Consider the following 26,678-nt stretch of genomic DNA (forward strand, 5'->3'; position numbering starts at 1 on the left):
TGCAGGACGGCTCGCAGCACAGGCAGAACAATCCGCGCCAATGGGGGACGCAGAACATGAGCCAGGACGGCGCACAGGGCCGGTACGCGGGACGCGCGGTCGCCGGCGGCCGCTACCAGCTGCGTGATCTGCTCGGCGAAGGCGGCATGGCCTCGGTGCACCTCGCCTACGACTCGGTGCTCGACCGCCAGGTCGCGATCAAGACACTGCACACCGAGCTCGGCCGCGAGCAGGCCTTCCGCGAGCGCTTCCGCCGCGAGGCCCAGGCGGTGGCGAAACTCACGCACACGAACATCGTCTCGGTCTTCGACACCGGCGAGGACGAACTGGGCGGCATGACGACGCCGTACATCGTCATGGAGTACGTCGAGGGCCGCCCGCTCGGCTCCGTGCTCGACCAGGACATCGCGCAGTACGGCGCCATGCCCGCCGACAAGGCCCTGAAGATCACCGCGGACGTGCTGGCGGCCCTGGAGATCAGCCACGAGATGGGCCTGGTCCACCGGGACATCAAGCCGGGCAACGTGATGATGACGAAGCGGGGCGTCGTCAAGGTGATGGACTTCGGCATCGCCCGCGCCATGCAGTCCGGCGTCACCTCGATGACGCAGACCGGCATGGTCGTCGGCACCCCGCAGTACCTCTCCCCGGAGCAGGCGCTCGGCCGGGGCGTGGACGCCCGGTCCGACCTCTACTCCGTCGGCATCATGCTGTTCCAACTGGTCACCGGGCGGCTGCCGTTCGAGGCCGACTCGCCGCTGGCCATCGCGTACGCGCATGTCCAGGAGGAGCCGGTCACGCCCTCCTCGATCAACCGCTCCCTGCCCCCGGCGGTGGACGCGCTGATCGCCCGCGCGCTGAAGAAGAACCCGAACGAGCGTTTCCCGAGCGCCGAGATCATGCGCGACGAGTGCCTGCGGGTGTCCCAGTCGCTGCAGGCCGCCGCGCCGAGCATCGTGCCGGGGGCCAGGACGTCGAGCGGCGCGGGCGTCGGCTCGGCCGTCTTCCCGCCCGTCGACCAGGCGATGCCGGCCCCGGGCCCCGTGCAGACGCCGTACCAGCCCAATCCCTACGGGGCACCGACCCCGCCGCCCGCGCCGTCCCAGGCGTACGGGTATCCGCAGCAGGGGGGCTACCCGACGCCGGGGGCCCCGGTGTACGCCCCCCAGCAGGGCATGTCGACCCCGCCGCCGTACCACCTCGCGCCCCAGCCCCAGACCTCCGTCCCGGGCGGCCCGGGCGGTTCCGGTGGCCGCAAGGGCAACAAGGCGGTCGTCGTCGGCTCGATCGTGGTCGCGCTCGTCGCGATCGGCGGTCTGATCACCGCCCTCGCGCTGAACAACAACGGCGGCGGCGACAACCAGGGAGGCGGCGGCAGCAGCCCCTCGCCGTCCGTGGTGGCGGGGCACAAGGGTCCGGACACGTCGAAGACGATCGACAAGGAGAAGTGCACGTCTCCGCAGGAGTCGTACAACGACCCGAACAAGATCAAGATCCCGGACTTCCAGTACAAGAACCTGACGTCCGTGAAGTCCTGCTTCCAGGCCGCGGGCTGGCACATGAAGATCAAGCGCGTCGACGAGAACACCTACGGCCAGGACACGATCATGGATCAGTTCCCGTCCGCGGACGAGGACGTCGATCCCAAGAACATGCCCGACATCGAGCTGAGCGTCTCTTCGGGCAACCCGGCCTGAACCGCTACACACAATCCCCGCAATCCCCGTAACACTCACGCGTACCCATAGCGCGCATAAGCACCCATAAGACGGGCCCGGCACTTCACGTGCCGGGCCCGTTTCGTGAGAATTCGAGAGAATGCGAGAGAAGGGGTCGCCCGGGGCTACAGGTACGGTCCGCCGGAGCGGCCACCCGCGCGCGGGTCCTCGTCGCCGTCCAGGCCGCCGACGCCCGGCGGGAGCGCGCGGCGCATCTGCTCCAGCTGGGCCCTGGCCGCCATCTGCTGGGCGAACAGGGTCGTCTGGATCCCGTGGAAGAGACCCTCGAGCCACCCCACCAGCTGGGCCTGCGCGATGCGCAGCTCGGCGTCACTGGGGGTCGCGTCGTGCGTGAAGGGCAGCGAGAGCCGCTCCAGCTCCTCGACCAGCTCGGGCGCCAGGCCGTCCTCCAGCTCCTTCACGGAGCTGGCGTGGATCTCCTTGAGCCGGACCCGGCTCGCCTCGTCCAGAGGTGCGGCGCGCACCTCTTCGAGAAGTTGCTTGATCATGCTCCCGATACGCATGACCTTGGCGGGCTGTTCGACCATCTCTGTCACCGGGACCTCGCGGGAGTCCTCGTCACCGGTGCCGCCGAGAGCCATCCCGTCCTGGCCCACGACCAGGATCTGGGGGTTCTCCGGCGACCTTTCGTTCCTCGGCATCTCCATGCCGCCATTCTCTCGCACACCTCCACCCCATCACGGTGGTGCCCCCCATACAGCGTGATCCACCGTTCAGGTGACCGTCGAGATGCCGGGAAGAAGGGGTCATGTGAGGCTTGCCCCATTGATCATGGGACTCCTCACCGGGAGGGGGCCACCCACGTGACTCCACGGCTCAGCGCGCTCCGTGTGACCGGACTGCTGCTCGTCCTGACGACCGGCGCGGTATCCCCTTCGTACGCCGTCTCGCGTTCGTACGCCGTCTCGCGCGCCGTCCCGTACGTGGTGTCGTACGCCGCCGATCCCGCTCCGAGCGCCCGCGCCTCCCGCGCGGGGAGCAGTGCGGGCCAGGGCCGTACGCATCCGGGGCGCGAGGACCCCCCGGCGCGGGACGAGGACGGGAGCGGGAGCTACGAGGACACCGCGCCGACGTACACGGACCGCGACCCCGCCGGGGAGAACGCCGCGTCGGACGGCCCGGACGCGACCGGCGCCCCCGAGCCGTCGCGGCCCGCGGCCGTACCCGTCCAGCACGACGAGGTCGGCCCGGCGACCGCCCCCGAACCGGTCCTCAAGATCCTGTCCCTCGGCGGTGGGCTGATCCTCATCGGCCTCGGCCTGGGCCTCGCCTTCCTCGCCCTGCGCCTGCGACGAGGCTGAGCGAACCGCCCGGGGACCCGGTCCCGTCCCGGTCGTTTCCTGGTCTCCTGGTCCTTTCCTAGTCCTTGCCGGGGACCACGAGGAGGACCTTGCCGATGTGGCCGCTCTCCTCCAGGACCTGGTGGGCCGTCGCCGCCTCGCTCATCGGCAGCTCGCGGTCGACGACCGGCCGCACATGGCCGGAGGCGATCAGCGGCCACACGTGCTCGCGCACGGCCGAGACGATCGCCGCCTTCTCGCCGAGCGGGCGGGCACGCAGCGAGGTGGCGCTGATCGCGGCACGCTTCGTGAGGAGCGCGCCGATGTTCAGCTCACCCTTGGCACCGCCCTGGAGACCGATGATCGCGAGCCGTCCGTTGACCGCGAGGGCCCGCACGTTCCGGTCGAGGTACTTGGCGCCCATGTTGTCGAGGATGACGTCGGCGCCCGAGCCGTCCGTGGCCCGCTCGATCTCCTCGACGAAGTCCTGCTCGCGGTAGTTGATGAGGATGTCCGCGCCGAGCTCGGCGCAGAAGTCGAGCTTCTCCTTGGTACCGGCCGTGACGGCGACCTTCGCACCGACGGCCTTCGCCAGCTGGATCGCCATGGTGCCGATGCCGCTGGAGCCGCCGTGCACGAGCAGGGTCTCGCCCGGACGCAGGTGGGAGACCATGAAGACGTTGGACCAGACGGTGCAGGTCACCTCGGGCAGCGCGGCCGCCCGCGTGAGGTCCAGGCCCTCGGGAACGGGCATCAGCTGGCCGGCCGGGACGGCGACCTTCTCGCCGTATCCGCCGCCCGCGAGCAGCGCGCAGACCTCGTCGCCGACGGCCCATCCGGAGACTCCGGGGCCGATCTCGACGATCCGGCCCGAGCATTCGAGTCCGGGGTACGGGGAGGCGCCGGGCGGCGGGTTGTAGAAGCCCTGCCGTTGCAGAAGATCGGCGCGGTTGACGGCGCTGGCCACTACTTCGACGAGAACTTCCCCGTCACCGGGAACGGGATCCGGCACATCCGTCCAGGTGAGCACTTCGGGGCCGCCGGGCTGGGTGATCGTCACTGCCTTCATGAAGCTGACGCTACCCCCGTCACACGGTGAGAAGCCCGCGGGTACCGGTCCGCGGCGCGCAGCCGGCGCTCGGCCCGGCGGACGACGACGAGCGTGGTCGCGTGGTCCCCGCACGCTGGGTGGATGTCGGCGGGAGTCCGGGGATTCAGCCCCGGGGATTCCGCCCCGAAGGATCAGTCCCGAGGATTCAGTCCTGGGGCAGCGGTCGACTGTGCGGTGCCACCCGGGTGCCGGGCGTGACCCGCACAATGGTGATGAGCCGGTCGGTCAACTGGAGTTTCCCGATGGCCGGATCGTCGTAGCCGAGCACACGATGCCCCCGTACGACGCTGACCACCAGGTCGTCCGTCTCGCGTACGCCCTTGCCCACCTCGGCCTTCACGACCGGCCGTTCCACGATGTCGAGCCCGCTGCCCTGCTGGATGAGGTCTTCCATGACCATGCCAGCGCTGGGGCTGAGCACGGAGAGCCCGAGGAGGCGTCCGGCCGCGCTGGCACTGGTGATCACGGCGTCGGCACCCGACTGCTTGAGCAGCGGCGCGTTCTCCTCCTCGCGCACCGCGGCGACGATCTTCGCCTGCCGGTTGAGCTGACGTGCGGTCAGCGTGACCAGCACGGCCGTGTCGTCGCGCTGGGTCGCGATGATGATCTGCCGCGCCTTGTGGACCTCGGCCCGCATCAGCACATCGCTGCGCGTCGCGTCCCCCATGACCCCGGCGTACCCCTCGGCCGTCGCCGCCTCGACCGCCTTGGCACTAGGGTCAACGACCACGACCTGCTCCTTCTTCAGCCCGGTCGCACAGACGGTCTGCACCGCCGACCGCCCCTTGGTCCCGAACCCGACAACGACGGTGTGGTCGCGCAAAGCCGCCCTCCAGCGTTTTCTTGAAAGTACCTTTAGAACATGGACAACGACCTTGTGCAGCGGGCCCGTTGGGGCGACTTAGCGGGACAGAACTGGGCCGGTCTGGTCAGACTGTCCTTCGAGGTCGACGAGGATCTCGCTACCGCTGGTGACGACGCTACTGGCAGCACGGACGCCAAGCCCTCGTTCCGGCCGATGACCGGTCGGGACATCAGGAGCCGAGACGAGCAGGAGAAGGACAACCGCTCGTTCGTCGAGTCGCGCGGCGGGCGGTACGTCTACACGTACGAGGAACCGGACACGAGCGCGTGGAAGCGCAAGCGTGTGCGCCTGCCCAACGGGGAGATCGGCTACCGCGTCATCCGGCCTGTGTTCGAGGGCGCGTTGGAAGACCTCAAGCGAGGGACCGCACCGAACGACGAACGCCTGGACGGCCTGATCGTCTACGACATCGACCGCCTCACCCGTGACAACCGGCACCTTGAGGACGCGATCGAGGTCGTCGAGAACTTCGGGCGCCCGATCATCGACATCACGGGCACTCTCGACCTGCTGACAGACAACGGCCGCACCGTCGCGCGCATCGTGACCGCGACCAACAACAAGCAGTCGGCCGACACGGCGCGACGGGTTGCACGCAAGCACCAAGCGCTGCAACAGGCCGGGATCCCCACGGGCGGGACCAGGCCGTTCGGCTGGAAGGAAGACAAGCGCACGCTCGACCCGTACGAGGCCCAGTGGCTACGTCAGATGGTCGACTGGCTGCTCGCGGGAAAGCCGATCTCTGCTGTCATCAGGAAACTGAAAGATGCCGGGGTGACCACGTCGACAGGCCGCGATTGGTCGCACGCCGGGCTTAAGGCTGTGATGCGCAATCCCCGCCTGTGCGGGTACCGACCGCGCCAGGTGATCGACGTCGACCCCGTGACGGGGACGGCGAACACGCGAGTCGAGATCGTCTTGGACGACCAGGGCAAACCCGTGATCGGGCAGTGGGAACCCGTGATCTCCGTCGAGGAGTGGGAGGCCGTCACGGAACTACTCGGTTCGAATCCCGCGCCGGGCCAAGGCCGCAATGCGCGCAAGTCCTTGTTGCGCGGCACTCTTCGGTGCGACCGCGAAGGTTGCGGCGCACTGCTGCGAGTCTCCAAAGCAGAGAAGCGCCTCAACAAGCCGGACGGGTACTTCTACTACACCTGCCCAAGCAGCGGCAGCGCCTACGGAGGGTGCGGAGGTACGAGGATCGCCGGTCCGGAGACGGACAAGGCGGTCTCCATGTCAGTCATCGCGAAGCACCAGGAGGAGGCCGCCAAACGGAAGGCCAGTCCGGAGCCCACGACGTGGGAGAAGGAAGAGGAGTTGGAGCGTGTCCTCGAAGACATTGGGGACCTGAAGCAGGCCCGCAAAGCGCGGATCATCACTGCCGAGACGTACTTCTCGCAGCTCGCGGAACACGAAGCCGAGAAGCGTCGCCTCACGGCGGAGCGGAACCGATTCCTGCGGAGCAAGCACGTCGCCCAAGGCGCTCCCGTTGATCTCGCAGCGGAGTGGAATGACCTACTGCTCAGCGAGAAGCGCGGTTACGTCGAAGACCTACTCCTTGCCGTACTCGTCTCACCCGCAGTCGGGCGCGGGAAGCCGGTTCGCGATCGTTTGACCCCGGTCTGGCGACCGAAGGGGAATCAGTCGGAGGAGGCAGCGGACTCCGAGGCTCCGTGATCTCCGGGACACGGTGGCCTCGATCGGTTGCGACGGGCAGACCAAGGATTGCGTTCGCCCGTCGCCAGTCGTCGTCCGACCAAGCCGGTGCCTTACGGGCCTGTTCTCGCGCCCAGGCCCAGTCATCCTCACCTTCCAGGGGGAGGTTCAATCCGGTCTCCCCTGCCTCAAGTTCGCCGCCTCGCGTGCCGCCGCCCGATTCCCGGCAAGGTCATCGGCAATGCCGGCGGCGATGAGCGCGGCACCGGGCGAATGGCCGGAGCCGACGTAGCGCCACTGGGCATCTGTGTCGGAATCGGTCCTGGTTTCCTGTCCGACGTGTTCGGCACGGTCGGCGCGCAGCGCGGCATACGTCGTCGAGTAGGCGCGGGACTTGGTGAGGATGTGGCCCCGGTAGCCGAGGGTGTGGGTCCAGGCGCGCAGGCGGAGCGACTCATACTCGGGGAGGCCGCCGAGACGCCAACAGGTGCGCATGAGCGCCCGCACGTGGTCGGTGACGGGAACCGCGGCGATGTCGCCCCAGGTCGTAAGCCTGTGGTCGGCGCCGGCGCCTGTCTCTCCCGCTCCCTTGGTGACGTATTTGGCGACGTACGCGGCTACGGCGTCGTCGTCCGGGCCGAGGCCATCGGCGCGCAGGGGACGGGCGTCGATTTGGGCGCCCCAGCGCAAGGCGAGTTCTCCGACGGCGGGACTGTACGGAGTGCGCAGCAGGACCCGCCGAGCAGACGCGTGCACGGCATCAGCGAGCCGGTCGGCACTGCCCCACGCCGGAGGTTCCTCGTTCGGTCCGTCCGGGCCGTCGAGACGTACGACAGCGTGCACGTGGACGGCCGCACGCCTTTGGTACTCCGCGACCCGTGCGAAGGACAGTCGGGTGTGATCGGCGAATCGGGACTGTACGAGACCCGCCGAGGAGGCGAGTTGGCGCCGGACGCCGATGACGAAGCGGTCCCAGAGCTTGCCCGCGTGCGCGTGCCAGAGGATGTGGGCCGGGTAGTCGTAGCAGTCGACGCAGAGGGGTTGGCCGACGCGGACGTCGTTCGTGTCATGGACGGCGCCGCAGCCGAGGGGCCGGTCGTGCTCGCACCGTCCGCGGTCGCGACGAGGGCGGCAGCGCTCCCCGGCGCGATGCACGGGCCCGAACGATGGGGCGGTGAGGGTGATGAAGAGCCGGGGTCGGTCGCGGACCGTGGCAGGGACGTTCTTGCCGCCGAGGAGTCCGGCGCGGACGAGGTGGTAGGTGTCGCCCGCGTGGAGTCGGGAGCAGGGTGCGCAAACGGTTGCGCGTCTGTTGCGGCAGCGGACGAGGAGCCGTTCGCCGGGTTCGGTGCGGGTGTCGTAGTGATGGAGGATCTCGCCAGTGTCCGACTCCAGGGCGGTGGTCGAGCCGGAAAGGTGGACCGGGTGGGCGCAGCCGCCCGTTGCTGTGATCTGCTCCAGCCAGCGAGTGAACCTCGGGTCTTGGGCGATGCGGATGGCGTCGCGGTCTGTTTCGGGGAGCTGACGCAGGCGCGCCGCGCGGTCGAGGGCGGCGCGCCTGTCAGCCGGGGTGAGCTCGGGTGTGATGGTGGTGACCTTCCGGGGTGGGCCGCCGCAGCGGCTCGGGTGATGGTTGGTGGCGCGCAGTCGTCCATGGGGATCACTCCTTGCGTGGTCGGGGTGCTTGCGAGGTCAGCGGATGGTTCCGGTGCCGCGGCAGACGCGGCAGCGGTGAAGCCGTCCGGTCCAGGTTTTGCGGGCTCCGTCGCCCTTGCAGTGGGGGCACCTCACGCGGGGCATGGGCATGGCGTTGGTCCTTCCTGCCGGTCTAGAAGTGGGAGAAGCCGCTCAGTACCCAGGTCAGGAAGCCGTTGATGGTGAGGCTGACGGGGGTCTGGCCGAGGTACATGCCGAAGAGGGCGATGCAGATCGCTTCCCAGGCCCGGACGTCCCGGGAGCGCACGAGGAGGAAGGTGATGATCCCGAAGACCACCACGAGGGACACGGCGGTACCTGTGCTGATCACTTGTCGTCTCCTTCGAGCGCCGCGAGGGCACGGTCTAGGGCGGGCAGTTCGGGGGTGAGGGCCGCGTGCTTGCGGGCCGTTGCCGAGGCCTCTTCGGTCGAGGTGAGATGGGAGCGAGCCCGGCTCCAGCCGCCCTCAGGCCCGGTGCAGACGGCGACCCCCTTCTCGTCCGGGGTGATCGACTGGGCGACGACGACGGCGTCCTTGTTGAGGTCGCCGAGCGTCATTTCCGCCGTGCCGGGGTCGTTGACCCGGTGGCAGATACGACCGCCAAGCTGGGCCCGCAGGGCGGTAACGCCAGGTCCGAGGTCGGAGCCGACGCGTTGTCCGGCGACGACCAGGTGCATGCCGAGCGCGGCACCGAGCTGGGCCAGGCGGAGCAGGAGCGTGGAGCACTGTTCGGCTTCTGCCTTGCTCTCTCGCCTGCCGTCGGACAGGTACAGCTCCGCGATCTCGTCGACGATCACCACGACCGGCACGGGCCGCAGCTTCTCCGGGAGCTCCCAGATAGAGCGGACCCCAGCCGTGCGGCAGGCACGCATGCGGTCCTGCATGTCGTCGACCAGCGCGGCCAGCACGGCGACCGCCTCGCGCCGACAGGTGGTCAGTGCGCTTAGCCGGGCGGCGAAGAGCCCGAGTTCCATGCCGCCCTTGCAGTCGATGCCGACCAGTGCGACAGGTTGCGGGGCGAGTTGAGTGATCAGCCGGGCGAGCAACGTTGACTTGCCCGAGCGGGTGGCGCCGACGATGAGCCAGTGCGGTACGAGCTGCAGGTCCATGACCCACGCTCCGCCGCTCTCCAGGACGCCGATGAGCGCGGACAGCAGCGCGGCGGGCGCGGAGGCTAAGCCGGGACTCGCCAGCGGATCATTCGCGGTTGCGGTCAGAAGCACGAGGCCCCGTTCCGGCGAGGTGACCCGGACCGCGTGGACCCTCCACGCGTGCACCAAGGCGTCCGCCGCTTTCATGTAGGTCACGGGGGTCTGGCCCGCGTGCAGGCGCACGGTCGCCGTCAGTCCCATGCGGTTGGCCCGCGGGAACGAGAGCCGCGGAGTGACCGGCCGCAGCGGATCGCCCTTCACGATGAGGTCCCCGAGCAGTCCGCGGGACGGACGCCGGGAGACGGTGAGGTCGTTGAGCAGGGCGACCTTGTGCCAGGTGAGCACCACCCGCAGGGCGGTGGTCGGGTATCCGGCGAGGTACCAGTGCCAGGCCGGACGGTGCCGCCGCAGCAGGTCACCGACGACGAGCACCCACGCCAGCGCGGCCAGCCCGAAGGCGAATGCGATCGGATCCATCACGCACCCCCGCCGGTCTTGTTCGGCGCGGGAATGCTGGGTACGGGGGTGATGGCGTCGGCGCGGAAGCTGATTCCGTGCCGGTCGCCCATGGCCCAGGCGAACGCGGTCAGTCCGGTGACCTTGAGGATCTGTCCTTCCTCGATGCCCTTCGGCTCACCGGCCACGGCGATCTCGATCACGGAGATACGCCGTCCGTCCTGCCGCACCGTGACGGCCACGGAGTAGACCGTGTTGCCGTCCCGGTCCTTCTTCACCTCCTGTGTCTCGAAGTTGCTGATCTTTGCTTCGGGCGCGATGGCGCACCGCAGTACGCCCAGTCGTGCCGTGTCCACGGGAATGGACTGCATTGCTTGGCCTCCTTGGCCAGTCGGGACGCCTGACATATTCAGACGTCACTTGTCCTTACGAGTGACGACTATGTGGCTCTGTACGGCGAGGGGTCAACTACTTATGCTGACGAGTGATGTCGCGCGTGCGACGTGCCTACGACTTCGACCCGAAGGTGCCGAGATGACGGAGATCCAACGCCCCGGAGCCCTCTACCAGCAGGTCGCCGCCGCGATCCGGGAAGCGATCCTCAAGGGCGAGTTCGCCCCCGGCGCCCCGCTCCCCTCCGAGGCCCAGCTCATCGAGCGCTACAAGGTCTCCCGCCCCACCGTCCGCAACGCGGTTGCCGCTCTGCGCGCGGAAGGCCTGATCGACGTCCGGCACGGCAAGGGCAGCTTCGTACGCTCCGACGGCCAGCCGACCGTCACCATCGACCGCCGCGTGAGCCGCACGTCGGAGGGGCGTTTCGTGATGCCGAACGGTGCTGTCTGGGACGAGGCCGAGGAGCCCACCCCGTACCGCACCCACACCACGACGGCCACCGGCCAACTCCTCGAACTCAGCGAGGAGGAAGCCCTCTTCGGCTGCGACCGGCTGCTCACCGACCCCGCCAGCAACACCCGGGCAATGCACCGCACGTTGATCCCGTTCGAGGTCGCCGAGGGCATCCCGATGCTTGCCGAGGCCCCGGACCGCCGCCCGGCATCCGTCTACTGGCTGCTTACCCAAGCGGGACACAAGCTGTGGTGGTCGGAAACGGTCCGCGCCCGCATGCCCCTGCCCGACGAGCGGACCGCCCTCCAGCTCCCGGACGCGACGCCCATCCTGCGCATCTCCCGCGTCACGCACGGCAGCAGCGGCCGCCCGCTGATTCTCGAAGAGCTCCGCGTCGGGGCGGACCGTGCCGAACTCGCCTACCGGATCACCGCCGACAAGGAGCCCGCGCAGCATGCCCGCGGCTGAGGAGCGATGGCGATCGGTCGAATGCGTCTTCACTTCCTCAAGGGCGCGCCTGCGGCGCGCCGGGCCGCCCGGCCGCCCCGGCCGGGCGTGCGGCGTGGCCGCCGGTCCCGTCCGGTCGCCGGGCGCCCCCGACCGCAGTACGCCCAAGGAGTCGAGGCGGCGAGCGCACGACGTGGGCCGGGGTGTGCGTGGCTGGGGGTCGCCGGCCGCCGAGACTTTAGGCAGCTCCCATGGGGCGAGCCTCGAAGAACAGGGGGCCGATCGGGCTATTGCGGGCAGGTCCAAGGACTGCCCGATCCGCTGGCGAGCGTAAGGCCCCCTATTCACTCGCCCCATGGCAGCTACCGCCCAAAGTCTCTGCGGCCGGCGACGTGCCCACGCGCGCCACTCCCCAGCGAAGACACCCCTCACGCCGCACCGCCATCGCCGCCCGGCGTGACCGCCTCCAGGAGCACAGCGAGCCGCTCCACCGCATCCGGCCAGCCCGCCACCCGCACAACCCCGCGCCCGCCCTCGTCCGTCGAGGCAACCGCCCGCAACTGCGACAGCTCGAACCCGACACCGAGAAACGCTCGGTTCAGCTGGTCCGCTGTCTCCCGCGCACCGCGCCAGGCCGCCACGTAGTCGACGCCGGACACCCACAGACCGCAGTCTCCGCCCGCGACGTCGAGACCATCACTCAGCCAGTCGTCACCTACGCCAGTCACCTTGCCCACCTCTGCCCTGATCTAGTAACGGATCGTCAACTCTCTTTGGCTCAGGGCAGATGCGCAGCGCAGCGGCCCCGGTACCATCAGGCACCGGGGACCGCTGAGTCCCCTCCCGGACCACCCCGGTAGCTGCCAGGCGCGGGGGTGGTCCGGTCTCGGTATGAGGTTGTGAAGCGCGGCCCCCTAGGGACCGGGTGGGGAACCCGGCGGATCAAGCCCAGGAGACCGCGCCCCGTTGGCCGGAGGGATGGCTCCGGCCCCGAGCCGCCGTCCACTCCCGATCGCCAGGGGGCAACGAGGGCGCGACGGCTCGGAGATCGTCAAAGCTGTCTGTCTCCGGTTTCGCTGTCGAGGTCGAACCGGCACCAAACGGTCTTGCCGCCCGGCTCCTCCGGCGTCCACCAGACCGCCGCTGCCAAGCGTTGAACGATCAGCAGCCCCCGGCCGCTGTCGGGTAACACCGCTTCCGCCAGCTCCCCCAGCAGGCCCGGAGAGAAGGTGTCTCCCAACGGGAGCAGAGGGGGTGTCGAGTCCTCATCGGTGACCCCGACGAACAGCCACTTCGGCCACAACTTGAAGGTCACATCGATGCGCCGATTTCCACCGGGATGAGCCAAGCAGCGGTCCGGCACCGCATGGTTCACCACGTTGCCGACGAGTTCCGAGACGATCAGCCGGGCATCATCCACGGCCGCATCCGCGCCCGCCCCCTGAAGGAACGTGGCCGTCATGTTGCGCGCAACGCGAAGCGTGTCAGGAAACTCGGCGAAGAGCGTCAGCGTCAAGAAGTGCCCGGCCGAGGAGGGATCAGGCGCCACGTACCAGTGAGCGAACGCATCCAGTTCGCTCACCACGTGTTTGCGCTGCTCTGTTCTTCTCGCATCCATGCCCACAGCCGCCCGTCTCTGGTCACGTCTGCCGGGGCGTTCCGGCAGGGTGGACAGAGGGTGCACCCCTTGTACCGGCCGTCGCTCCCCCCTCTTGGGGACCCCCCTCGTGGGTACACTCGCGGGACGGACACAGAAGGAACATCAGGTCAGGTCAGTCACAATGGGGAAGTGAAATGACCGAAGCTGCTCCGACGCCGGCCGCGTTGCCGCCGCACGTGCTGGAACGCGCGGACGTGCGTTCAGCGATCGCCAACCACGACTTCGGCGAGGTCTTCAGACTCGCCCGGCTCCACGGCAAGGTCAGCTACGCCAAGATCGCCGAGGCAATCGGCTACAAGCGCGAGCACATCGGCAAGATGGCCCGGCCGGAGACCGACGGCAAGGGCGTTCGCCCTCGGATCACGCAGCACCGCAAGATTCTTGAAATGGTGGATGGACTACGCATTCCGGGCCACCTTGCGGGACTGACTCCACGACCGTGGGAAGTGGAGCGAGGGGCAACTATCTCGGTGCCGGATGACCCGAGCACCCTGCTCGCCCAGGGCGGTGCGGGACTGTGGGACGTCGCCGAGTTGCTACGGCGGACCGAGATGTCCAGCATCAACAGCGCAGCCCTGGAGTCGATCGAGCAAGGCATCGACCAGTTGGCCCGCGCCTATCCCTACGCCGACGCGGACTATCTCCACCAGCGCACCCGGAACGGCCTGCAGTACGTCACCAAGCAACTCGAAGGCCGCATGACCCTGCGCCAGCATCGAGAGCTTCTCGTTGACACCGGCTGGCTGTTCTTGCTGAACGCATGCGTTCAGTACGACCGGGGCCAGCGGGAGGCCGCCAACCTCAGCAAAGCCGCAGCGCTCCGGATCGGCGATGAAGCAGGACACGGCGAGATCAAGGCATGGGCCTGGGAGATCGAGGCGTGGTTCGCCCTCACCCAAAGCCGCTGGGACGACATGCTCCGCGCCGTTGAAGCCGGACACTCCGCCGACCAATCGCATTCCGTCGGCGTACAGCTGTACGCGCACAAGGCACGCGCCGCCGCCCGCATGGGAGACGCTCGCCTGGTCCGCGATTCCCTAGACGCCGGACGCGCGAGGCTGGATCGACTGCCCCGCCCGGACCACCCCGAGCACCACTTCATCATCGATCCGGACAAGTGGGACTTCTACGAGATGGATGCGTACCGCCTACTCGGAGACGACGAACGCGCCGCCGCCCACGCCCGGTCAGTGATCCGCATCAGCACGGGCCCCGACGGGACCGAGATTTCTCCCATGCGTGCCGCGGAGGCCCGCCTCACACTCGGTGTCGCCGCCGCACGAACCGGCGAGATCGAAGAAGCCATCGGCATGGGCACTACGGCTCTCGAAGCCGACCGGAAATCTCTCCCGTCACTGCTTTTAGTCGCCGACGAGCTAGACAAGGAACTCCGCTCCCGGTACCCACGCGAGCCCGCCTCACGCGACTTCCACGAGCGGGTCATGACCATCAAGCGAGGCGCAGCCGGCCCCGAACTTCCCTTCTGACCCGATCGCACCCGAGGCTCTCAACTGAGGGCCTCACACGTTCACAGCGAGACCTGGGGCCTGTCGGGTGTGACGAAGAGTCACGACCCTGCTGTTCGATCCAGGGTTATACCGCACGCGGAGGGGTTTTCGGCGGCGGAGTTCGCGCCCCGGGAATGGTCATGATTGCCAAGGTGCCGCCACCTGGCGCCGCGTGAAGTCCGACAGTTCCGCCAGATGCATGCACCGCCCTGGCAACGATGGCCAAACCGAGGCCGCTCCCTGGGAGACTGCGTGCTGAGGGCGAGCGCCAGAAGCGTTCGAAGACATGCGGGAGTTCGTCTGACGGGATACCTGGGCCTTCGTCCTCTATCGAGAGTTGTCCTGCTTCGAGACGCAGCGAAACCGTGCTCCCGGCCGGTGAGAACTTCACGGCGTTGTCCAGCAGGTTCACCACAGCGCGTTCAAGAGCGGCAGGCTCTGCCCAGATGAACCAATCCTCCATCTTGCAGGTGAACTCCAGCTCCTTGCCTCGAAGTCGTGCCCTTGCAAGGGCACGACTGGCCACCTCGTGAAGCGCGACAAGCTGCATGGACGCACTACCTGGCGTGGCGTCTGGCCGGGAGAGCTCTTGAAGGTCGCCGATGAGACCGGCCAATTCCCCGATTTGGGCCTCAACAGAAGTCAGGAGATCCCCGCGCACGCCGGCGGGAAGCTCCCTACCCGTCTTCTCGCTGCGGATCAGCAGCTCGATATTTGTCCGCAAGGAGGTCAGAGGTGTTCGCAGCTCATGTCCTGCATCTGCGATCAACTGCTGCTGTCGCTCGCGAGAGGAGGCCAGGGCAACTGTCATCGCGTTGAAGGAGTCCGCGAGGCGCGCGACCTCGTCGCCACCATCGACTGGGATCCGTACCGACAGATCCTCGGTCCGGGCAATGTGCTCGGTGGCGTCCGTGAGCTGCTTCACCGGACGCAGTCCGGCACGGGCAATACCGACTCCGGCAGTAGCGGCCCCTAGCACTCCCACCCCAGTGACCCCTAGGAGGAGCCACGCGAGACCGTCCAAGGGCTTAGAAACCACGCTCAGAGGTTGTGCAATCGACACCGCGTAGTTCCCGCCTGACTCTGCAAAGCGGTCGGGTTGCGAGGTGACGACCCGCATAGCTTGCCCGTTTTCAGACTCGGCGTTGTGCAATGCATCTCGTCGGAGTCCGCGGGCCACAGCAAGGTCACTGGCGTTGACCTTGATAGCGGAACTTCCAGGAGCAGTGCATACAGTCCCGTCACTGGTGACGACTTGAACCGTGTAGGGAGTCGGCGTGCGATCACTCGTGCTTTGGCCAGCCGGAGGCTCGGGGAACTGACACGTCCTCAGGAGGCCTTGGACGTACGCCGGTGATGCCTGGACGCTGCGGAGGTTGGAGTCGAGTTGACTGTTAAGTTGCCGCTCGGTGAGCAACCAAGCCGCGACTGCAGCCCCCGTCACGGCGACGGCCACAGCAGCTGCGGCGAGTAGACCAAGCCGTGTACGCAGAGACGTACGTCGCGAATATGTCTTCATCGGTGGGCGTTCTTCCGCGTTTTGGCCGTAGCGCAGCGCCTGTGCAGTGAGCGCCCTTCAGTGTGGGTGCACAGCTTGCCTCCCACCGTCTCGTCATGTCGACTTCGCCTCGGCGCGGATGCTGGGCACGCATGCGTAGCGGTCGGGCGAGTACGCCAGGGCAGTAGCCCCAGCCGCACAGTCTTGCTGCGCCAGGACGCCCACCTGGCGCCCTCCCCTGTGATGTGCATAAGGGCAGTGTGAGGGGCCGAGATGAGAACTAGGTGAAGGAACAGGGGGCTGGCCCAGCTGGACGGCGAATGACGGTTTGATGGGTTGCGCATAGCGCGACAGGTGAGGCCGATCCACGCGAAGGGCGGTAGCACCCCGATCGCGGAGACGTGACGGTAGCGCCTAGCTGGCCGGGATGTGAACGATTCTCGCCACACCCGAAGCTCGCCCCTCATATCGCGGTCGTTACTTGAACGGAATTTATGGGTAAAAATCACCATCAATGTGATCGCCGCTCGGTCGCCCAATATTAATTCAAGCCAGATTTGACAGTGAAGTCTACTGCTCTCGAATCGGTGATAACTTCAACCCCGATGGAACTGATGTGCGAATTCATCTATTCGCGACCAGGAGGGGTTGAGTTTTGTTCTCCAGGAGTAGTGCACTTAGGTCGGCGGCCAAGTCGAGGGTTGGCCGAATAGCCGCGGCCAGCGCAGTGGCCACCATTGCAATAACCCTCTCGGCGTCTCCAGCGAGCGCCGACTCGTACAAGTACGTCACCCTGCCTAGTGGTCGAGGATACTTCGAATTTGCAGACAACGGTGACCATTTCACGGTCTGTGATACCAAAGCTGACGGCCATGGTGTATCAGCCATTTTGATTAGCAGAGACATCCACGGGACTCAAAGGGTTGTCCTGTCGCTAGACGATGGCGGCGATTCCGGATGCGACTCAAAGGTCTACGATATCAACGCTCTCTACGACTACCAGATGAGCGTCTCTTGGAATGGTGACAACGTATACCATTCGGGCCCCTGGTTCACCGAATGAGCCCCATGGTTGACTAGCCTCGGCATTTCATGACGGTCCGCCGGATCCCGGCGGACCGTTTTGACTTTTCGGGCCGACCCTTAGCTTGGCGTTTATCGCACAGGTAGCACGCGCCACCAACGTGGAAAGCCAAACGGCCTCGGTGATCCAGGGATGAGCCGTATGGCAAGCACACGACGGGCTGGGCACTTCGGCGACCGCAGCCGTCGTTGATCCACGACGATAGGACACGAGTTGACTACCTGACCGCCCATCGCAGAGGACATGTCATGAAGGACGAGAAGCAGCCAGTGCACAGAGCAGGCAAGTTCTCGATTCTCCGGTCTCTCTGGTACCGGTCGCGAGCCGAGGCTCTGGATGATGCCGAGGCCGGACGTTCAATCACCATGCCCATCGAGAGCAGCGTGCCGCCTCTCCAGCAGGTTCTACGGCGCTTGGCCATGGCCCTATTGGTACTAGCCGTCACTACGTTTCTCGTCTGGTTCGACCGTGACGGCTACAACGACAACTCCGACGGCAGCGTCGACTTCCTCGATGCCGCGTACTACGCGACCGTCACCCTCTCAACCACCGGATACGGCGACATCACCCCGGTCAGCGATGCCGCCCGGCTCACCAACATCTTCGTCATCACGCCGCTGCGCGTGCTATTCCTGATCATCCTGGTCGGCACCACGCTCGAAGTGCTCACCGAGCGCACCCGCCAACAGGTGCGTGTCCATCGCTGGCGCTCCCGCATGCGAGATCACGTGGTCGTCGTCGGTTACGGGACCAAGGGCCGGCAGGCCATCGAAACGCTTCTAGGGCAAGGCATCCGCAGAGACGAGATCGTTGTTGTCGACCCGCAGCGGCAGACCGTGGAGGCAGCCAGCAGCGACGGGCTGGTGTCGGTCCTCGGAGACGCCACCCGCTCAGACACCCTTCGAAAGGCCGAGTTGCAGAGTGCTGCCCACGTGATCGTTGCCCCTCAGCGCGACGACACAGCAGCATTGGTCACCCTTACAGCGCGCCAGCTCAACAAGCGAGCAACCATCGTCGCCGCAGTGCGGGAAGACGAGAACGTTCCGCTGTTGAAGCAGAGCGGCGCGGACGCCGTGATCACGAGCTCCAGCTCAGCCGGCCGATTGCTCGGGGTCTCAGTGGTCAGCCCTGCTGCGGCCCAGACACTTGAGGACCTCATGGCCCAGGGCAGCGGGTTGGACCTCACAGAACGCCCCGTGTCACAAGATGAGGTCGGGCGGTCACCCCGAGGGTGTGTGGATCCTGTCGTGGCAGTCGTACGCAACAAGAAGGTGCTGGACTACGCCGATCCCCAGCTCGGGAACCTCAAGCTTGGGGACCGCCTCGTCACGATCAGCCGGGCAACTCACCTGAACTGAAGCTCTGTGGTACATCTGCCAAGCGTTGATCCCACACAGTCTGTGACCCCAACGGGTGAATCTTTGCTCCTGGCCGTCGTAGAAGCTCCCGATACCACTAAAGTACCGAGTACGGCGAGAGCCGATAATCACTGGCGGCGAACTCCTGAAGCCGACGCAACAGGAAACGTCGCAGGACTTCGTCTCGGAAGTCACAAGCAACCGGGGCGACATCCTAGATTCGATGATCAAAAGTTAGATGACTGCCTTTCAGTCGTCTACTACTGAAGTTCTGCGTCGGCAGAGCCTCAGCTCTTAGTCGCACGTGTACGCGTAAGCGCGTCCACGTAGTGGCCAAGGCTGAGGTCTGCCATGCCCCCAGCTAGGCCACCATGTTTGGAAAGGTCTCAGCTGGTGGATGGGTTCCTCATTTTGGCAGTACTCGCCGTTTTCGGCGTGCTCGCTATCTTCATTTGGTCGTTGAAGGGCTTCGTACAACAGCTACAGGACTTCCTCGATGCCCTCCCTGGCTTCTTCGCCTCATGGCATCGTGCGCGCCGGGCCATGCGTGATCCTGGCGAAAGGGAGACATCCCTCAACGACGCAGAGTCGGGGGAAGCCTCACGATGAGCGGCCCAGGCCAGCTCAACCATCGGGCTCGCAGTTCCAACGGGTCTTTGGCACGATCACAGCCTTGTCAGCAGGCGTCCTTCGCGTCGCGACTCTGTGGCACATCGAGCAAAGCGTTGACTCCAGCGGTTCAATCGCCACTCCTCGCGGGTGCGTTCCGTGAGGACCTCGAGCGTGGTGCCGACCAGGATGATCAGGAACAGCACGCGCAGCGGCGTGATGACGAAGATGTTGGTGAGCCGGGCGGCGTCGCTGACCGGGGTGATGTCGCCGTATCCGGTGGTCGAGAGGGTGACGGTGGCGTAGTAGAGGGAGTCGAGGAAATCGACGCCGTCACCCGCGTTGTCGTGGTAGCCATCGCGGTCGGCCCAGACGATGAAGGCGGTCGCGGCGAGCACGAACAAGGCCATCGCCAGGCGTTTGACGACCTGGCGGATGGGGCGTTCCACGACTTTTCTCGGCAGGTTCACCCGGTGGGTCACGAGATGCTCGTCCGCTTGGCGGGCGATCGCGTCATGGCCCGGCAGTTTCACGTGAAACACTCCCCGATCCGGCTCACCGTCCGGTTCATGCCCCCACTCATCTCAGGCATTCCCCATACCGGCCAACGCCCAGGGCAGATCGAGGAGTTCCAGCTCCTGGCCCGCACGGGCGCCACCGGGTGGTACGACCGCGAGGGCGTCGGACGCCGCGATGCCCCGCAGCATGGCCGGACCGTTGTAGTGCAGCGGCACGGCCCGGTCGGCACGCACCACGACGGGGATGAGCCGGGTGTCGTACGGGTGCCCGTGGACCGTGTCCCCGAGCGGCAGCGTGTACGGCTCCGGTGCCGACCGCCCTGCCAGGACGCGCAGGAGGGGCTCGGCGAGCGTCAGCAGGCCGGAGACGGCCGCCAGGGGGTTACCGGGCAGGCCGACGAGGTGCTGGTTCTCCTTGGTGCGGGCCAGGACCATGGGGTGACCCGGGCGGACCTTGACGCCGTCCACGAGGAGTTGGGCGCCGATGCGGCTCAGGGTGGGGTGAACGTGGTCGACGGGGCCCGAGGCGGTGCCCCCGGTCGTGACGATCAGGTCGGCGTCGGAGCGGGTGATCGCCTTGTGCAGGGCCTTGGCGTCGTCGCCCAGCCTGCGTACCGCGAGGACCTCGGCACCGAGCGAGCGCAGCCAGGGCGGCAGCATCGGCCCGAGCGCGTCCCGGATCAAGCCCTCCTGGGGGAGCCCCTCGGTGAGCAGTTCGTCACCGAGGACGAGGACTTCGGCACGGGGGCGGGGAATCACGGTGAGGGTGTCGTAGCCCGCGGCCGCGGCGAGGCCCAGCACGGCGGGGGTGACCAGGGCGCCGTCCGGCAGGAGCTGGTCGCCGCTGCGGCACTCCTGACCACGGGGCCGGATGTCCTGCCCGTGCACGGCCTCCCGGGTGGCGTGCAGCCGCCCCTTGTCGTCGAGGCGCCCGTGCTCGCTGCGCAGCACGGCGGTGGCGTCCTGAGGGATGCGCGCGCCGGTGGCGATCCGCACCGCCTCGCCGTCGATGAGCGGGTCCGGCTTCGCGTGGCCCGCGAGTACCCGCTCCTCGCGGAGGTCCCAGGGGCCGGGTCCGGCTACCGCATAGCCGTCCATCGCGGAGGTGTCGAAGGAGGGCAGGTCGGTGAGCGCGGCGAGCGGGGCGGCGAGGACCAGACCGAGCGCCGCGTCCAGGGACACGGAGACGGGGGCGCGCCGCGGGACGGAACGGGCGGCCCGCTCGGCGGTCGTACGGGCCTGGGGCCAGGGGGTTGCCCTGTGTCCGTCGCCCTTGCCCTTGGCGCTGTCGGGGGCGTGGGGGCGGCTCTCGCCCTCCGATGTGGGCGCGGGGACCGCGGGGGTGCCGTGGCCGTGCCGGGGGCCGGACGCGCCTCGGGGGTCCTTGACCAAGGCCAGGGCCTCCTCCACGTCGAGGTCGTCGGCGTCCTGACCGAGGGGCCGGGCGCGGGGCGCGTTCATCCGGCGTCGGGGGTCGGCTTGGCGTCGGGGGTCGGCATGGCGCCCGAGGTCGGCTTGGCGTCGGGGGTGTCCTCGGCCGCCCAGCGGAGCGCGAGTGCCGCGGCCTTGCGGGATGCCTCCGCGACGGCCTCGGGGCCTCCCCCGGCCTGTGCGGCGGCGTATCCCACGAGGAACGTGGTCAGCGGCGCCGCGGGCCGGGCCACACCGTGCGCGGCGTCGCGGGCCACGTCGAGCAGAGCGCCGGTGTCGACGTCCAGGTCGATGCCCAGCTCGTTCTTGACTGCGGAAATCCATTCATCCAACACGTTCCCATGCTCCCTGATGCGGGCCCGGGCGGCGGCAATGTCGTCCCAGGTGTCGCAGTCGAAGGACGCGACGGGGTCGGAGATGCGGGTGAGGTCGAGCGCGGCGGTGAGCCGCCGCAGCGGCAGCCCGGTGACTCCGCCGTGGGCGACGGTGAGCACGGTCAGCTCCCGGCGCAGGGCGTCCGCGCGGTAGGCGGCCACGAGCGGCTGATCGTGGCCGTCGGGGTCGGTGAGCAGCACGCCGTCGGGTCGCGCCGGATCCTGGGGGGCGTCGCCCGTCCGCAGGGCGTCCAGCAGGCGCCGTACCGTCGCCTGATCCAGGAACGGCAGGTCGGCGGAGAGCACCACGACGTGTTCCGCCGAGATGTGCCGCAGGCCGGCGTCGAGCGCGGCGAGCGGCCCCCCGCCGGGCGGCTCCTCGCGTGCCCACTCCACGGGGCGCGCGGTCTCTCGGGGCTCGGCGACGACCACCGTGGTGGTGGCGGTGGTGCAGGCGGCGAGCACCCGGTCGAGCAACGGGCGCCCGCCCACGCGCAGACCGGGCTTGTCCGCTCCGCCGAGCCGGCGGGCGGCGCCGCCCGCGAGGACGACGGCGTCGTACGGGGCGGCGGGGCCGGGGGTGCCCGGTGGCTCGTACGCGGTCATCCCCCGAGTATGCGTGCCGCCGCGATCACAGGGAACGCAGGAACACCGCCGGCTGTTCGACGCAGTCCGCCACATGGCGCAGGAAGCCGCCCGCCGTGCCGCCGTCGCACACCCGGTGGTCGAAGGTGAGCGAGAGCTGGACGACCTGGCGCACGGCCAGCTCGCCCTCGTACACCCACGGCTTGGGGACGATCCGGCCGACGCCGAGCATGGCGGCCTCGGGGTGGTTGATGATCGGCGTGGAGCCGTCGACGCCGAACACTCCGTAGTTGTTCAACGTGAAGGTGCCGCCCGTGAGTTCCGCCGGTGTCAGCGTGCCGGTGCGTGCGGCCCCGGTCAGCCGGGCGAACTCCGCGCTCAGCGATTCCGCGTCGCGCGTGTGGGCGTCCCGGACGACGGGGACGACGAGACCGCGTTCGGTCTGTGCCGCGAAGCCCAGGTGGATGTGGTCGAGGCGGACGATCTCGCGGGCTTCCGTGTCGACCGTGGAGTTGAGCTCCGGGTAGCGGGCCAGTGCGGCGGTGCAGATGCGGGCGAGGAGCGCCAGCAGGGAGATCTTGGGACCGCCGGTGGCGTTCATCGCCCTGCGCGCGTGCAGGAGTTCCGTCGCGTCGGCGTCCACCCAACAGGTCGCGTCGGGGATCTCGCGACGGCTGCGGGAGAGTTTGTCGGCGACCGTGCCGCGGATGCCCCGGAGGGGGATACGGGTGCCGGCCGTGGCAGGTGCGGGGGCCACGGGGGTTGGTTCGGGGGCGAGCGGGGTTTCCGGCTGCCGGACCGGGGTGCCGGCCGAGCGCAACGCGTGCTCCACGTCCGACCGCAGGATCAGTCCGTCGGGGCCGGAACCCACCAGGGTCCGCAGGTCCAGGCCGTTCTCCCGGGCGAGCCTGCGGACGAGCGGGGAGATCACCGGTACGGGGCCGTCGGCGCGTACCGGCGACGCGATGTGGTCGCGGGCCGGCCTGGGTTCGTGCGCCGGGGCGCCCGGGTGGTTGTCGGCGACGGGGTGGTGCGCGGGCCGGGTCTGCGTGTGCGCCCCGGACGGTGTGGTCGCCCCGGCGGTCGGCCGTACCCTTCTGCGTCGCGCCGGCGGTGCCCCGGTGCCGTACCCCACCAGCACGTTGCCGGAGCCCTCGGTCTCTTCGCCGGAGGGTGGCGCGCCGACCGCTACGGTCAACAGGGGGGAACCCACGGGCAGTTCCGTGCCCTCCTCGCCGAAGCGTGCGGTGACCACGCCTCCGTAGGGGCAGGGGACCTCGACCATCGCCTTGGCCGTCTCGACCTCGACGACGGGCTGGTCGACGGCGACGACGTCACCGACCTCCACCAGCCAGCGGACGATCTCCGCCTCGGTGAGGCCCTCACCGAGGTCGGGGAGCTTGAACTCCAGCACCTGGGCCATCAGCTGTCCGCCTCCCATTGCAGGCGCCCCACGGCGTCCAGGATCCGGTCGACGCCGGGCAGGTGGTGCCGCTCCAGCATCGGCGGCGGGTACGGGATGTCGAATCCGGCGACGCGCAGCACCGGCGCCTCCAGGTGGTGGAAGCAGCGCTCGGTGACGCGGGCCGCGATCTCGCCGCCCGGGCCGCCGTAACCACCGGCTTCGTGCACGACGACGGCGCGGCCGGTCCGCCGCACCGATGCCGCCACGGTCTCGTCGTCGAAGGGCACGAGGGAGCGCAGGTCGACGACTTCGAGGTCCCAGCCCTCGGCCCGCGCCGCCTCGGCCGCCTCCAGGCAGACGGGCACGGACGGCCCGTACGTGATGAGCGTGGCGCTGCGGCCCGCGCGCCGCACCACCGCGCGGCCGATCGGGTCGACGGCCGTCGGCTCGTCGGGGTTCCAGGAGTCCTTCGACCAGTACAGGCGCTTGGGCTCCAGGAAGACGACCGGGTCGTCGGAGGCGATGGCGGCGCGCAGCAGCCCGTAGGCGTCGGCGACGGTCGCGGGCGTGACGACATGGAGTCCCGGAGTCGCCATGTAGTACGCCTCGGAGGAGTCGCTGTGGTGCTCGACGCCGCCGATGCCGCCGCCGTACGGAACCCGGATGGTGATCGGGAGCGGCATGGCACCGCGGGTGCGGTTGCGCATCCGTGCCACGTGCGAGATCAGCTGCTCGAACGCCGGGTAGGCGAACGCGTCGAACTGCATCTCCACGACCGGCCTGAGTCCGTACATGGCCATGCCGACTGCTGTCCCCAGGATGCCTGCCTCGGCGAGCGGGGTGTCCGTGCAACGGTCCTCGCCGAACTCCTTGGCGAGCCCGTCGGTGACGCGGAAGACGCCGCCCAGGGTGCCGACGTCCTCGCCCATGACATGGACGGTCGGGTCGGCGGCCATGGCGTCGCGGAGCGCGCGGGTCAGGGCCTGCGCCATGGTGGCGGGTTTGAGCGCGACGGTGGTCATCGGGCCGTACCCTCCGACTCGGCCTCGGCCGCGAGCTCGGCGCGCAACAGCGCCTCCTGCTCGCGCAGTTGTGGTGTGGGCTCGGCGTACACGTGGGCGAAGAGGTCCATGGGGTCGAGCACCGGGTCCTGGTTCATGCGGGCGCGCAGGTCGGCGGCCATGATCTCGGCGGCCTCGCGGGCCTCCCGTATGCCGTCGTCGTCGAGCAGGCCGCGCTCGGTCAACTCGCGCTCCAGGAGGGCGATCGGGTCGTGCGCCCGCCAGGTCTCGACCTCGGAGTCGCCGCGGTAGCGGGTGGCGTCGTCGGCGTTCGTGTGGGCTTCCATGCGGTACGTCACGGCCTCGACCAGCGTCGGACCGCCTCCCGCGCGCGCGTGGCGCACGGCGTCGCTCAGGACCTCGTGCACGGCCGCCGCGTCGTTGCCGTCGACCAGCCGGCCGGGCATTCCGTAGCCCACGGCCTTGTGGGCCAGGGAGGGGGCGGCGGTCTGCTTGGCGAGCGGGACGGAGATGGCGAAGCCGTTGTTCTGGACGAGGAAGACGACCGGGGCCTGCCAGACCGCCGCGAAGTTCAGCGCCTCGTGGAAGTCGCCCTCGCTGGTGCCGCCGTCGCCGACCAGGGCGAGCGCGACCACGTCGTCGCCCTTGAGACGGGCGGCGTGCGCGAGGCCCACAGCGTGCGGAAGCTGGGTGGCCAGGGGGGTGCACAGGGGTGCGATGCGGTGCTCGTGGGGGTCGTAGCCGGTGTGCCAGTCGCCGCGCAGGAGGGTGAGGGCCTGAACGGGGTCGAGGCCGCGGGCGACGGCGGCGAGGGTGTCGCGGTAGCTCGGGAAGAGCCAGTCGCGCTCCTCGAGGACGAGTGCGGCGGCGACCTCGCAGGCCTCCTGGCCGGTGCTGGACGGGTAGACGGCGAGGCGGCCCTGCTTGGTGAGGGCGGTGGCCTGCGCGTTGTAGCGACGACCGCGCACCAGCTCCGCGTACAGACGGCGCAGCAGGCCCGGGTCGACCTGCGCGGCGGCTTCGGTGCCGAGGACGCGGTGGGGCAGCGCGTCGGGCAGCAGCGGCGCGGGGTCGGTGCGGGGCTGCCAGGCGGGCGGCGGCGTGGGCCGGTAAGCGCCTCGCTGCTCCATGACCGTCATGACGGCACCTCCTCGTGGGAGCGGCTTGGGCGCTGCACGGGTGTGAGGCGCCTCACCTACCGATTGTTCGGTCGTCGGCACATTTTGGCTACAGGCACCGCCAGGCTGTGGACAAACGGTTCTGCACAGCCTGAGATGGACGCAGTACGTCCATGGTAGGGAGGCGGGGGGACATGGCACCTGAACAAATGGCCGAGCCGTCGGAGGCCGGCCCCGTCCCGCCGCCCGCCCGTCCGCTCGACGCCATCGATCAGGACATCCTGCAGATGCTCCAGGCGGACGGCCGCGCCTCGATACGCTCCGTGGCCGAACGGGTGCATGTGTCCCGCGCCAACGCCTACGCGCGGATCAACCGACTCATCGAGGACGGTGTGATCCGCGGCTTCGGGGCGCGCGTCGACCACGAACGCGCCGGGCAGGGTACGTCCGCGTACATCACCCTCAAGATCGTGCAGAACTCCTGGCGCACGGTCCGTGAGCAGCTCAGGGTGCTGCCGGGCGCCTCCCACATCGCCCTGGTGGGCGGCGACTTCGATGTCCTGCTCCTGGTGCACACCCCCGACAACAGGGCCCTCCGCGAACTGGTCCTCACCCGCCTCCAGGCCATCCCCGAGGTCCTCAGCACCCGCACGCTCCTGGTCTTCGAGGAGGAGGACCTCGAGCCGGAGGGGTGAGGGGGCGGTGAGAGACGTGTGGCACCGGCGCCGGGACGGTCTTGGACCCGCGGCTTGAGGCCGGAGCCTCGGTCCGGCGGCCGGAACCCCGCCCGGAACCCGGCGACGGAAACCGGCCAGGCCCCCTCGCCACCGGGCCCGGCTCCGAGGCGCGGTCCCCTGGAGCCCGCCTCGGGGCCGGACCTCCCGCCCCGAGGCCGAAGAATCGAACCAAGGCCTGGGGCGGAAGAGCCAGGACCGGGAGCCCAGGGGGTTGGAGAGCCAGGGCCTGGGAGCCCGGGGGGGGTGGAGAGCGAATGCCTGGGACCGGGGGGGGCGGCGGGCCGATGGCCCAGAGTCCTGGGGGCCCGGGGGCGGAGGGCCAGGGGCCTGAGGGCCCGCGGGTCGGAGGGCCAGGACCGATGCCCCAGAGTCCGAGGGCCGGGGACGAAGGGCCAGGGAGCTGAGAGCCCACGGGTCGAAAGGCCGGGACCGATGCCCCAGAGTCCGAGGGCCGGGGACGAAGGGCCAGGGAGCTGAGAGCCCACGGGTCGAAAGGCCGGGACCGATGCCCCAGAGTCCGAAGG

22 protein-coding genes and 2 pseudogenes are annotated in these 26,678 nt (G+C 68.8%); 8 read left to right on the top strand and 16 right to left on the bottom strand.

Translation table 11 applies throughout. The features are described 5' to 3' along the window. Positions 1 to 56 precede the first annotated feature (56 nt). Positions 57 to 1,697 carry a protein kinase domain-containing protein gene (locus ACZ7M2_RS32045; protein ID WP_471598288.1) on the top strand — a complete coding sequence of 547 codons (1,641 nt, stop codon included), beginning with the start codon at positions 57 to 59 and terminating at the stop codon, positions 1,695 to 1,697. Between the two features lie 146 nt (positions 1,698 to 1,843). On the opposite strand, the gene ACZ7M2_RS32050 is transcribed toward ACZ7M2_RS32045, so the two are convergent. Further along, complete coding sequence (locus ACZ7M2_RS32050; RefSeq protein WP_054234194.1) at positions 1,844 to 2,386, bottom strand: bacterial proteasome activator family protein; 543 nt, start codon at positions 2,384 to 2,386, stop codon at positions 1,844 to 1,846. Between the two features lie 156 nt (positions 2,387 to 2,542). Between ACZ7M2_RS32050 and ACZ7M2_RS32055 the strand changes: the two genes are divergently transcribed. Beyond that, entirely contained in the window at positions 2,543 to 3,040 is a 498-nt protein-coding gene (locus ACZ7M2_RS32055) for a hypothetical protein (protein ID WP_471598289.1), read from the top strand. A 58-nt stretch (positions 3,041 to 3,098) separates the two neighbouring features. On the opposite strand, the gene ACZ7M2_RS32060 is transcribed toward ACZ7M2_RS32055, so the two are convergent. Both ACZ7M2_RS32060 and ACZ7M2_RS32065 read right to left on the bottom strand, forming a co-directional pair. Then, positions 3,099 to 4,088, bottom strand: coding sequence for an NAD(P)H-quinone oxidoreductase (locus ACZ7M2_RS32060; RefSeq protein ID WP_352049487.1), 990 nt, complete (start codon positions 4,086 to 4,088; stop codon positions 3,099 to 3,101). A gap of 187 nt (positions 4,089 to 4,275) precedes the next feature. Next, positions 4,276 to 4,968 (bottom strand): annotated as a pseudogene (locus ACZ7M2_RS32065) (potassium channel family protein); the annotation flags it as partial. Positions 4,969 to 5,277: 309 nt separating this feature from the next. Here ACZ7M2_RS32065 and ACZ7M2_RS32070 point away from each other — a divergent pair. Beyond that, positions 5,278 to 6,672 (top strand): recombinase family protein, encoded by a 1,395-nt coding sequence (locus ACZ7M2_RS32070; RefSeq protein WP_471598290.1) that lies wholly within the window; start codon positions 5,278 to 5,280, stop codon positions 6,670 to 6,672. A 147-nt stretch (positions 6,673 to 6,819) separates the two neighbouring features. On the opposite strand, the gene ACZ7M2_RS32075 is transcribed toward ACZ7M2_RS32070, so the two are convergent. From ACZ7M2_RS32075 to ACZ7M2_RS32090, 4 genes are all read right to left on the bottom strand, one after another. Continuing rightward, complete coding sequence (locus ACZ7M2_RS32075) at positions 6,820 to 8,181, bottom strand: replication initiator (protein WP_471598401.1); 1,362 nt, start codon at positions 8,179 to 8,181, stop codon at positions 6,820 to 6,822. 298 nt (positions 8,182 to 8,479) lie between these two features. Continuing rightward, entirely contained in the window at positions 8,480 to 8,677 is a 198-nt protein-coding gene (locus ACZ7M2_RS32080; protein WP_471598291.1) for a hypothetical protein, read from the bottom strand. After that, positions 8,674 to 9,975, bottom strand: a complete 1,302-nt coding sequence (locus ACZ7M2_RS32085) for an FtsK/SpoIIIE domain-containing protein (RefSeq protein ID WP_471598292.1) — start codon at positions 9,973 to 9,975, stop codon at positions 8,674 to 8,676. The genes ACZ7M2_RS32080 and ACZ7M2_RS32085 overlap by 4 nt, the downstream gene beginning before the upstream one ends. Continuing rightward, positions 9,975 to 10,325, bottom strand: coding sequence for an SCO3933 family regulatory protein (locus ACZ7M2_RS32090; protein ID WP_471598293.1), 351 nt, complete (start codon positions 10,323 to 10,325; stop codon positions 9,975 to 9,977). Before ACZ7M2_RS32090 ends, ACZ7M2_RS32085 begins: the two co-directional genes overlap by 1 nt. Positions 10,326 to 10,488: 163 nt before the next feature. On the opposite strand from ACZ7M2_RS32090, the gene ACZ7M2_RS32095 reads away from it, so the two are divergent. Continuing rightward, a complete protein-coding gene (locus ACZ7M2_RS32095) occupies positions 10,489 to 11,268 on the top strand; it encodes a GntR family transcriptional regulator (protein WP_471598294.1) in 780 nt (259 codons plus the stop codon). A gap of 407 nt (positions 11,269 to 11,675) precedes the next feature. Here the strand turns inward: ACZ7M2_RS32095 and ACZ7M2_RS32100 are convergent, their stop codons facing one another. Beyond that, positions 11,676 to 11,975, bottom strand: coding sequence for a hypothetical protein (locus ACZ7M2_RS32100; RefSeq protein WP_471598295.1), 300 nt, complete (start codon positions 11,973 to 11,975; stop codon positions 11,676 to 11,678). 323 nt (positions 11,976 to 12,298) lie between these two features. Then, entirely contained in the window at positions 12,299 to 12,865 is a 567-nt protein-coding gene (locus ACZ7M2_RS32105) for an ATP-binding protein (RefSeq protein ID WP_471598296.1), read from the bottom strand. 176 nt (positions 12,866 to 13,041) lie between these two features. Here ACZ7M2_RS32105 and ACZ7M2_RS32110 point away from each other — a divergent pair, with 176 nt between their 5' ends. Beyond that, the gene (locus ACZ7M2_RS32110) at positions 13,042 to 14,394 is read left to right on the top strand and encodes a tetratricopeptide repeat protein (protein WP_471598297.1); all 1,353 of its coding nucleotides are present in this window, start codon (positions 13,042 to 13,044) and stop codon (positions 14,392 to 14,394) included. 106 nt (positions 14,395 to 14,500) lie between these two features. Here the strand turns inward: ACZ7M2_RS32110 and ACZ7M2_RS32115 are convergent, their stop codons facing one another. After that, positions 14,501 to 15,934, bottom strand: a complete 1,434-nt coding sequence (locus ACZ7M2_RS32115) for a sensor histidine kinase (RefSeq protein ID WP_471598298.1) — start codon at positions 15,932 to 15,934, stop codon at positions 14,501 to 14,503. Positions 15,935 to 16,640: 706 nt separating this feature from the next. Between ACZ7M2_RS32115 and ACZ7M2_RS32120 the strand changes: the two genes are divergently transcribed. Both ACZ7M2_RS32120 and ACZ7M2_RS32125 read left to right on the top strand, forming a co-directional pair. Beyond that, positions 16,641 to 16,976 (top strand): hypothetical protein, encoded by a 336-nt coding sequence (locus ACZ7M2_RS32120; RefSeq protein ID WP_471598299.1) that lies wholly within the window; start codon positions 16,641 to 16,643, stop codon positions 16,974 to 16,976. A gap of 269 nt (positions 16,977 to 17,245) precedes the next feature. Continuing rightward, entirely contained in the window at positions 17,246 to 18,355 is a 1,110-nt protein-coding gene (locus tag ACZ7M2_RS32125; RefSeq protein ID WP_471598300.1) for a potassium channel family protein, read from the top strand. 731 nt (positions 18,356 to 19,086) lie between these two features. Here the strand turns inward: ACZ7M2_RS32125 and ACZ7M2_RS32130 are convergent. From ACZ7M2_RS32130 to pdhA, 6 genes and pseudogenes are all read right to left on the bottom strand, one after another. Further along, a pseudogene (locus ACZ7M2_RS32130) lies at positions 19,087 to 19,497 on the bottom strand (potassium channel family protein); the annotation flags it as partial. 51 nt (positions 19,498 to 19,548) lie between these two features. Continuing rightward, positions 19,549 to 20,943 carry a molybdopterin molybdotransferase MoeA gene (locus ACZ7M2_RS32135; protein WP_471598301.1) on the bottom strand — a complete coding sequence of 465 codons (1,395 nt, stop codon included), beginning with the start codon at positions 20,941 to 20,943 and terminating at the stop codon, positions 19,549 to 19,551. Then, a complete protein-coding gene (locus tag ACZ7M2_RS32140) occupies positions 20,940 to 21,893 on the bottom strand; it encodes an NTP transferase domain-containing protein (RefSeq protein ID WP_471598302.1) in 954 nt (317 codons plus the stop codon). The genes ACZ7M2_RS32135 and ACZ7M2_RS32140 overlap by 4 nt, the downstream gene beginning before the upstream one ends. A 25-nt stretch (positions 21,894 to 21,918) precedes the next feature. Further along, positions 21,919 to 23,295, bottom strand: a complete 1,377-nt coding sequence (locus ACZ7M2_RS32145; protein ID WP_471598402.1) for a dihydrolipoamide acetyltransferase family protein — start codon at positions 23,293 to 23,295, stop codon at positions 21,919 to 21,921. Further along, complete coding sequence (locus ACZ7M2_RS32150; protein ID WP_316733725.1) at positions 23,295 to 24,299, bottom strand: alpha-ketoacid dehydrogenase subunit beta; 1,005 nt, start codon at positions 24,297 to 24,299, stop codon at positions 23,295 to 23,297. Before ACZ7M2_RS32150 ends, ACZ7M2_RS32145 begins: the two co-directional genes overlap by 1 nt. Beyond that, positions 24,296 to 25,438 (bottom strand): pyruvate dehydrogenase (acetyl-transferring) E1 component subunit alpha, encoded by a 1,143-nt coding sequence (gene pdhA, locus ACZ7M2_RS32155; RefSeq protein WP_470050088.1) that lies wholly within the window; start codon positions 25,436 to 25,438, stop codon positions 24,296 to 24,298. The genes ACZ7M2_RS32150 and pdhA overlap by 4 nt, the downstream gene beginning before the upstream one ends. 173 nt (positions 25,439 to 25,611) lie before the next feature. Here pdhA and ACZ7M2_RS32160 point away from each other — a divergent pair, with 173 nt between their 5' ends. Then, a complete protein-coding gene (locus ACZ7M2_RS32160) occupies positions 25,612 to 26,112 on the top strand; it encodes an Lrp/AsnC family transcriptional regulator (RefSeq protein ID WP_373306538.1) in 501 nt (166 codons plus the stop codon). Positions 26,113 to 26,678 lie beyond the last annotated feature (566 nt).

The sequence above is a fragment of the Streptomyces sp. NPDC111507 genome, assembly GCF_055638955.1.

What these genes read in the sequence shown, in the direction of transcription:
- ACZ7M2_RS32045 (WP_471598288.1), top strand. Translation starts at nt 57, where the DNA reads ATGAGCCAGGACGGCGCACAGGGCCGGTACGCGGGACGCGCGGTCGCC.
- ACZ7M2_RS32050 (WP_054234194.1), bottom strand. Translation starts at nt 2,386, where the DNA reads ATGGAGATGCCGAGGAACGAAAGGTCGCCGGAGAACCCCCAGATCCTG.
- ACZ7M2_RS32060 (WP_352049487.1), bottom strand. Translation starts at nt 4,088, where the DNA reads ATGAAGGCAGTGACGATCACCCAGCCCGGCGGCCCCGAAGTGCTCACC.
- ACZ7M2_RS32085 (WP_471598292.1), bottom strand. Translation starts at nt 9,975, where the DNA reads ATGGATCCGATCGCATTCGCCTTCGGGCTGGCCGCGCTGGCGTGGGTG.
- ACZ7M2_RS32090 (WP_471598293.1), bottom strand. Translation starts at nt 10,325, where the DNA reads ATGCAGTCCATTCCCGTGGACACGGCACGACTGGGCGTACTGCGGTGC.
- ACZ7M2_RS32095 (WP_471598294.1), top strand. Translation starts at nt 10,489, where the DNA reads ATGACGGAGATCCAACGCCCCGGAGCCCTCTACCAGCAGGTCGCCGCC.
- ACZ7M2_RS32105 (WP_471598296.1), bottom strand. Translation starts at nt 12,865, where the DNA reads ATGGATGCGAGAAGAACAGAGCAGCGCAAACACGTGGTGAGCGAACTG.
- ACZ7M2_RS32110 (WP_471598297.1), top strand. Translation starts at nt 13,042, where the DNA reads ATGACCGAAGCTGCTCCGACGCCGGCCGCGTTGCCGCCGCACGTGCTG.
- ACZ7M2_RS32115 (WP_471598298.1), bottom strand. Translation starts at nt 15,934, where the DNA reads ATGAAGACATATTCGCGACGTACGTCTCTGCGTACACGGCTTGGTCTA.
- ACZ7M2_RS32125 (WP_471598300.1), top strand. Translation starts at nt 17,246, where the DNA reads ATGAAGGACGAGAAGCAGCCAGTGCACAGAGCAGGCAAGTTCTCGATT.
- ACZ7M2_RS32135 (WP_471598301.1), bottom strand. Translation starts at nt 20,943, where the DNA reads ATGAACGCGCCCCGCGCCCGGCCCCTCGGTCAGGACGCCGACGACCTC.
- ACZ7M2_RS32140 (WP_471598302.1), bottom strand. Translation starts at nt 21,893, where the DNA reads ATGACCGCGTACGAGCCACCGGGCACCCCCGGCCCCGCCGCCCCGTAC.
- ACZ7M2_RS32145 (WP_471598402.1), bottom strand. Translation starts at nt 23,295, where the DNA reads ATGGCCCAGGTGCTGGAGTTCAAGCTCCCCGACCTCGGTGAGGGCCTC.
- ACZ7M2_RS32150 (WP_316733725.1), bottom strand. Translation starts at nt 24,299, where the DNA reads ATGACCACCGTCGCGCTCAAACCCGCCACCATGGCGCAGGCCCTGACC.
- pdhA (WP_470050088.1), bottom strand. Translation starts at nt 25,438, where the DNA reads ATGACGGTCATGGAGCAGCGAGGCGCTTACCGGCCCACGCCGCCGCCC.
- ACZ7M2_RS32160 (WP_373306538.1), top strand. Translation starts at nt 25,612, where the DNA reads ATGGCACCTGAACAAATGGCCGAGCCGTCGGAGGCCGGCCCCGTCCCG.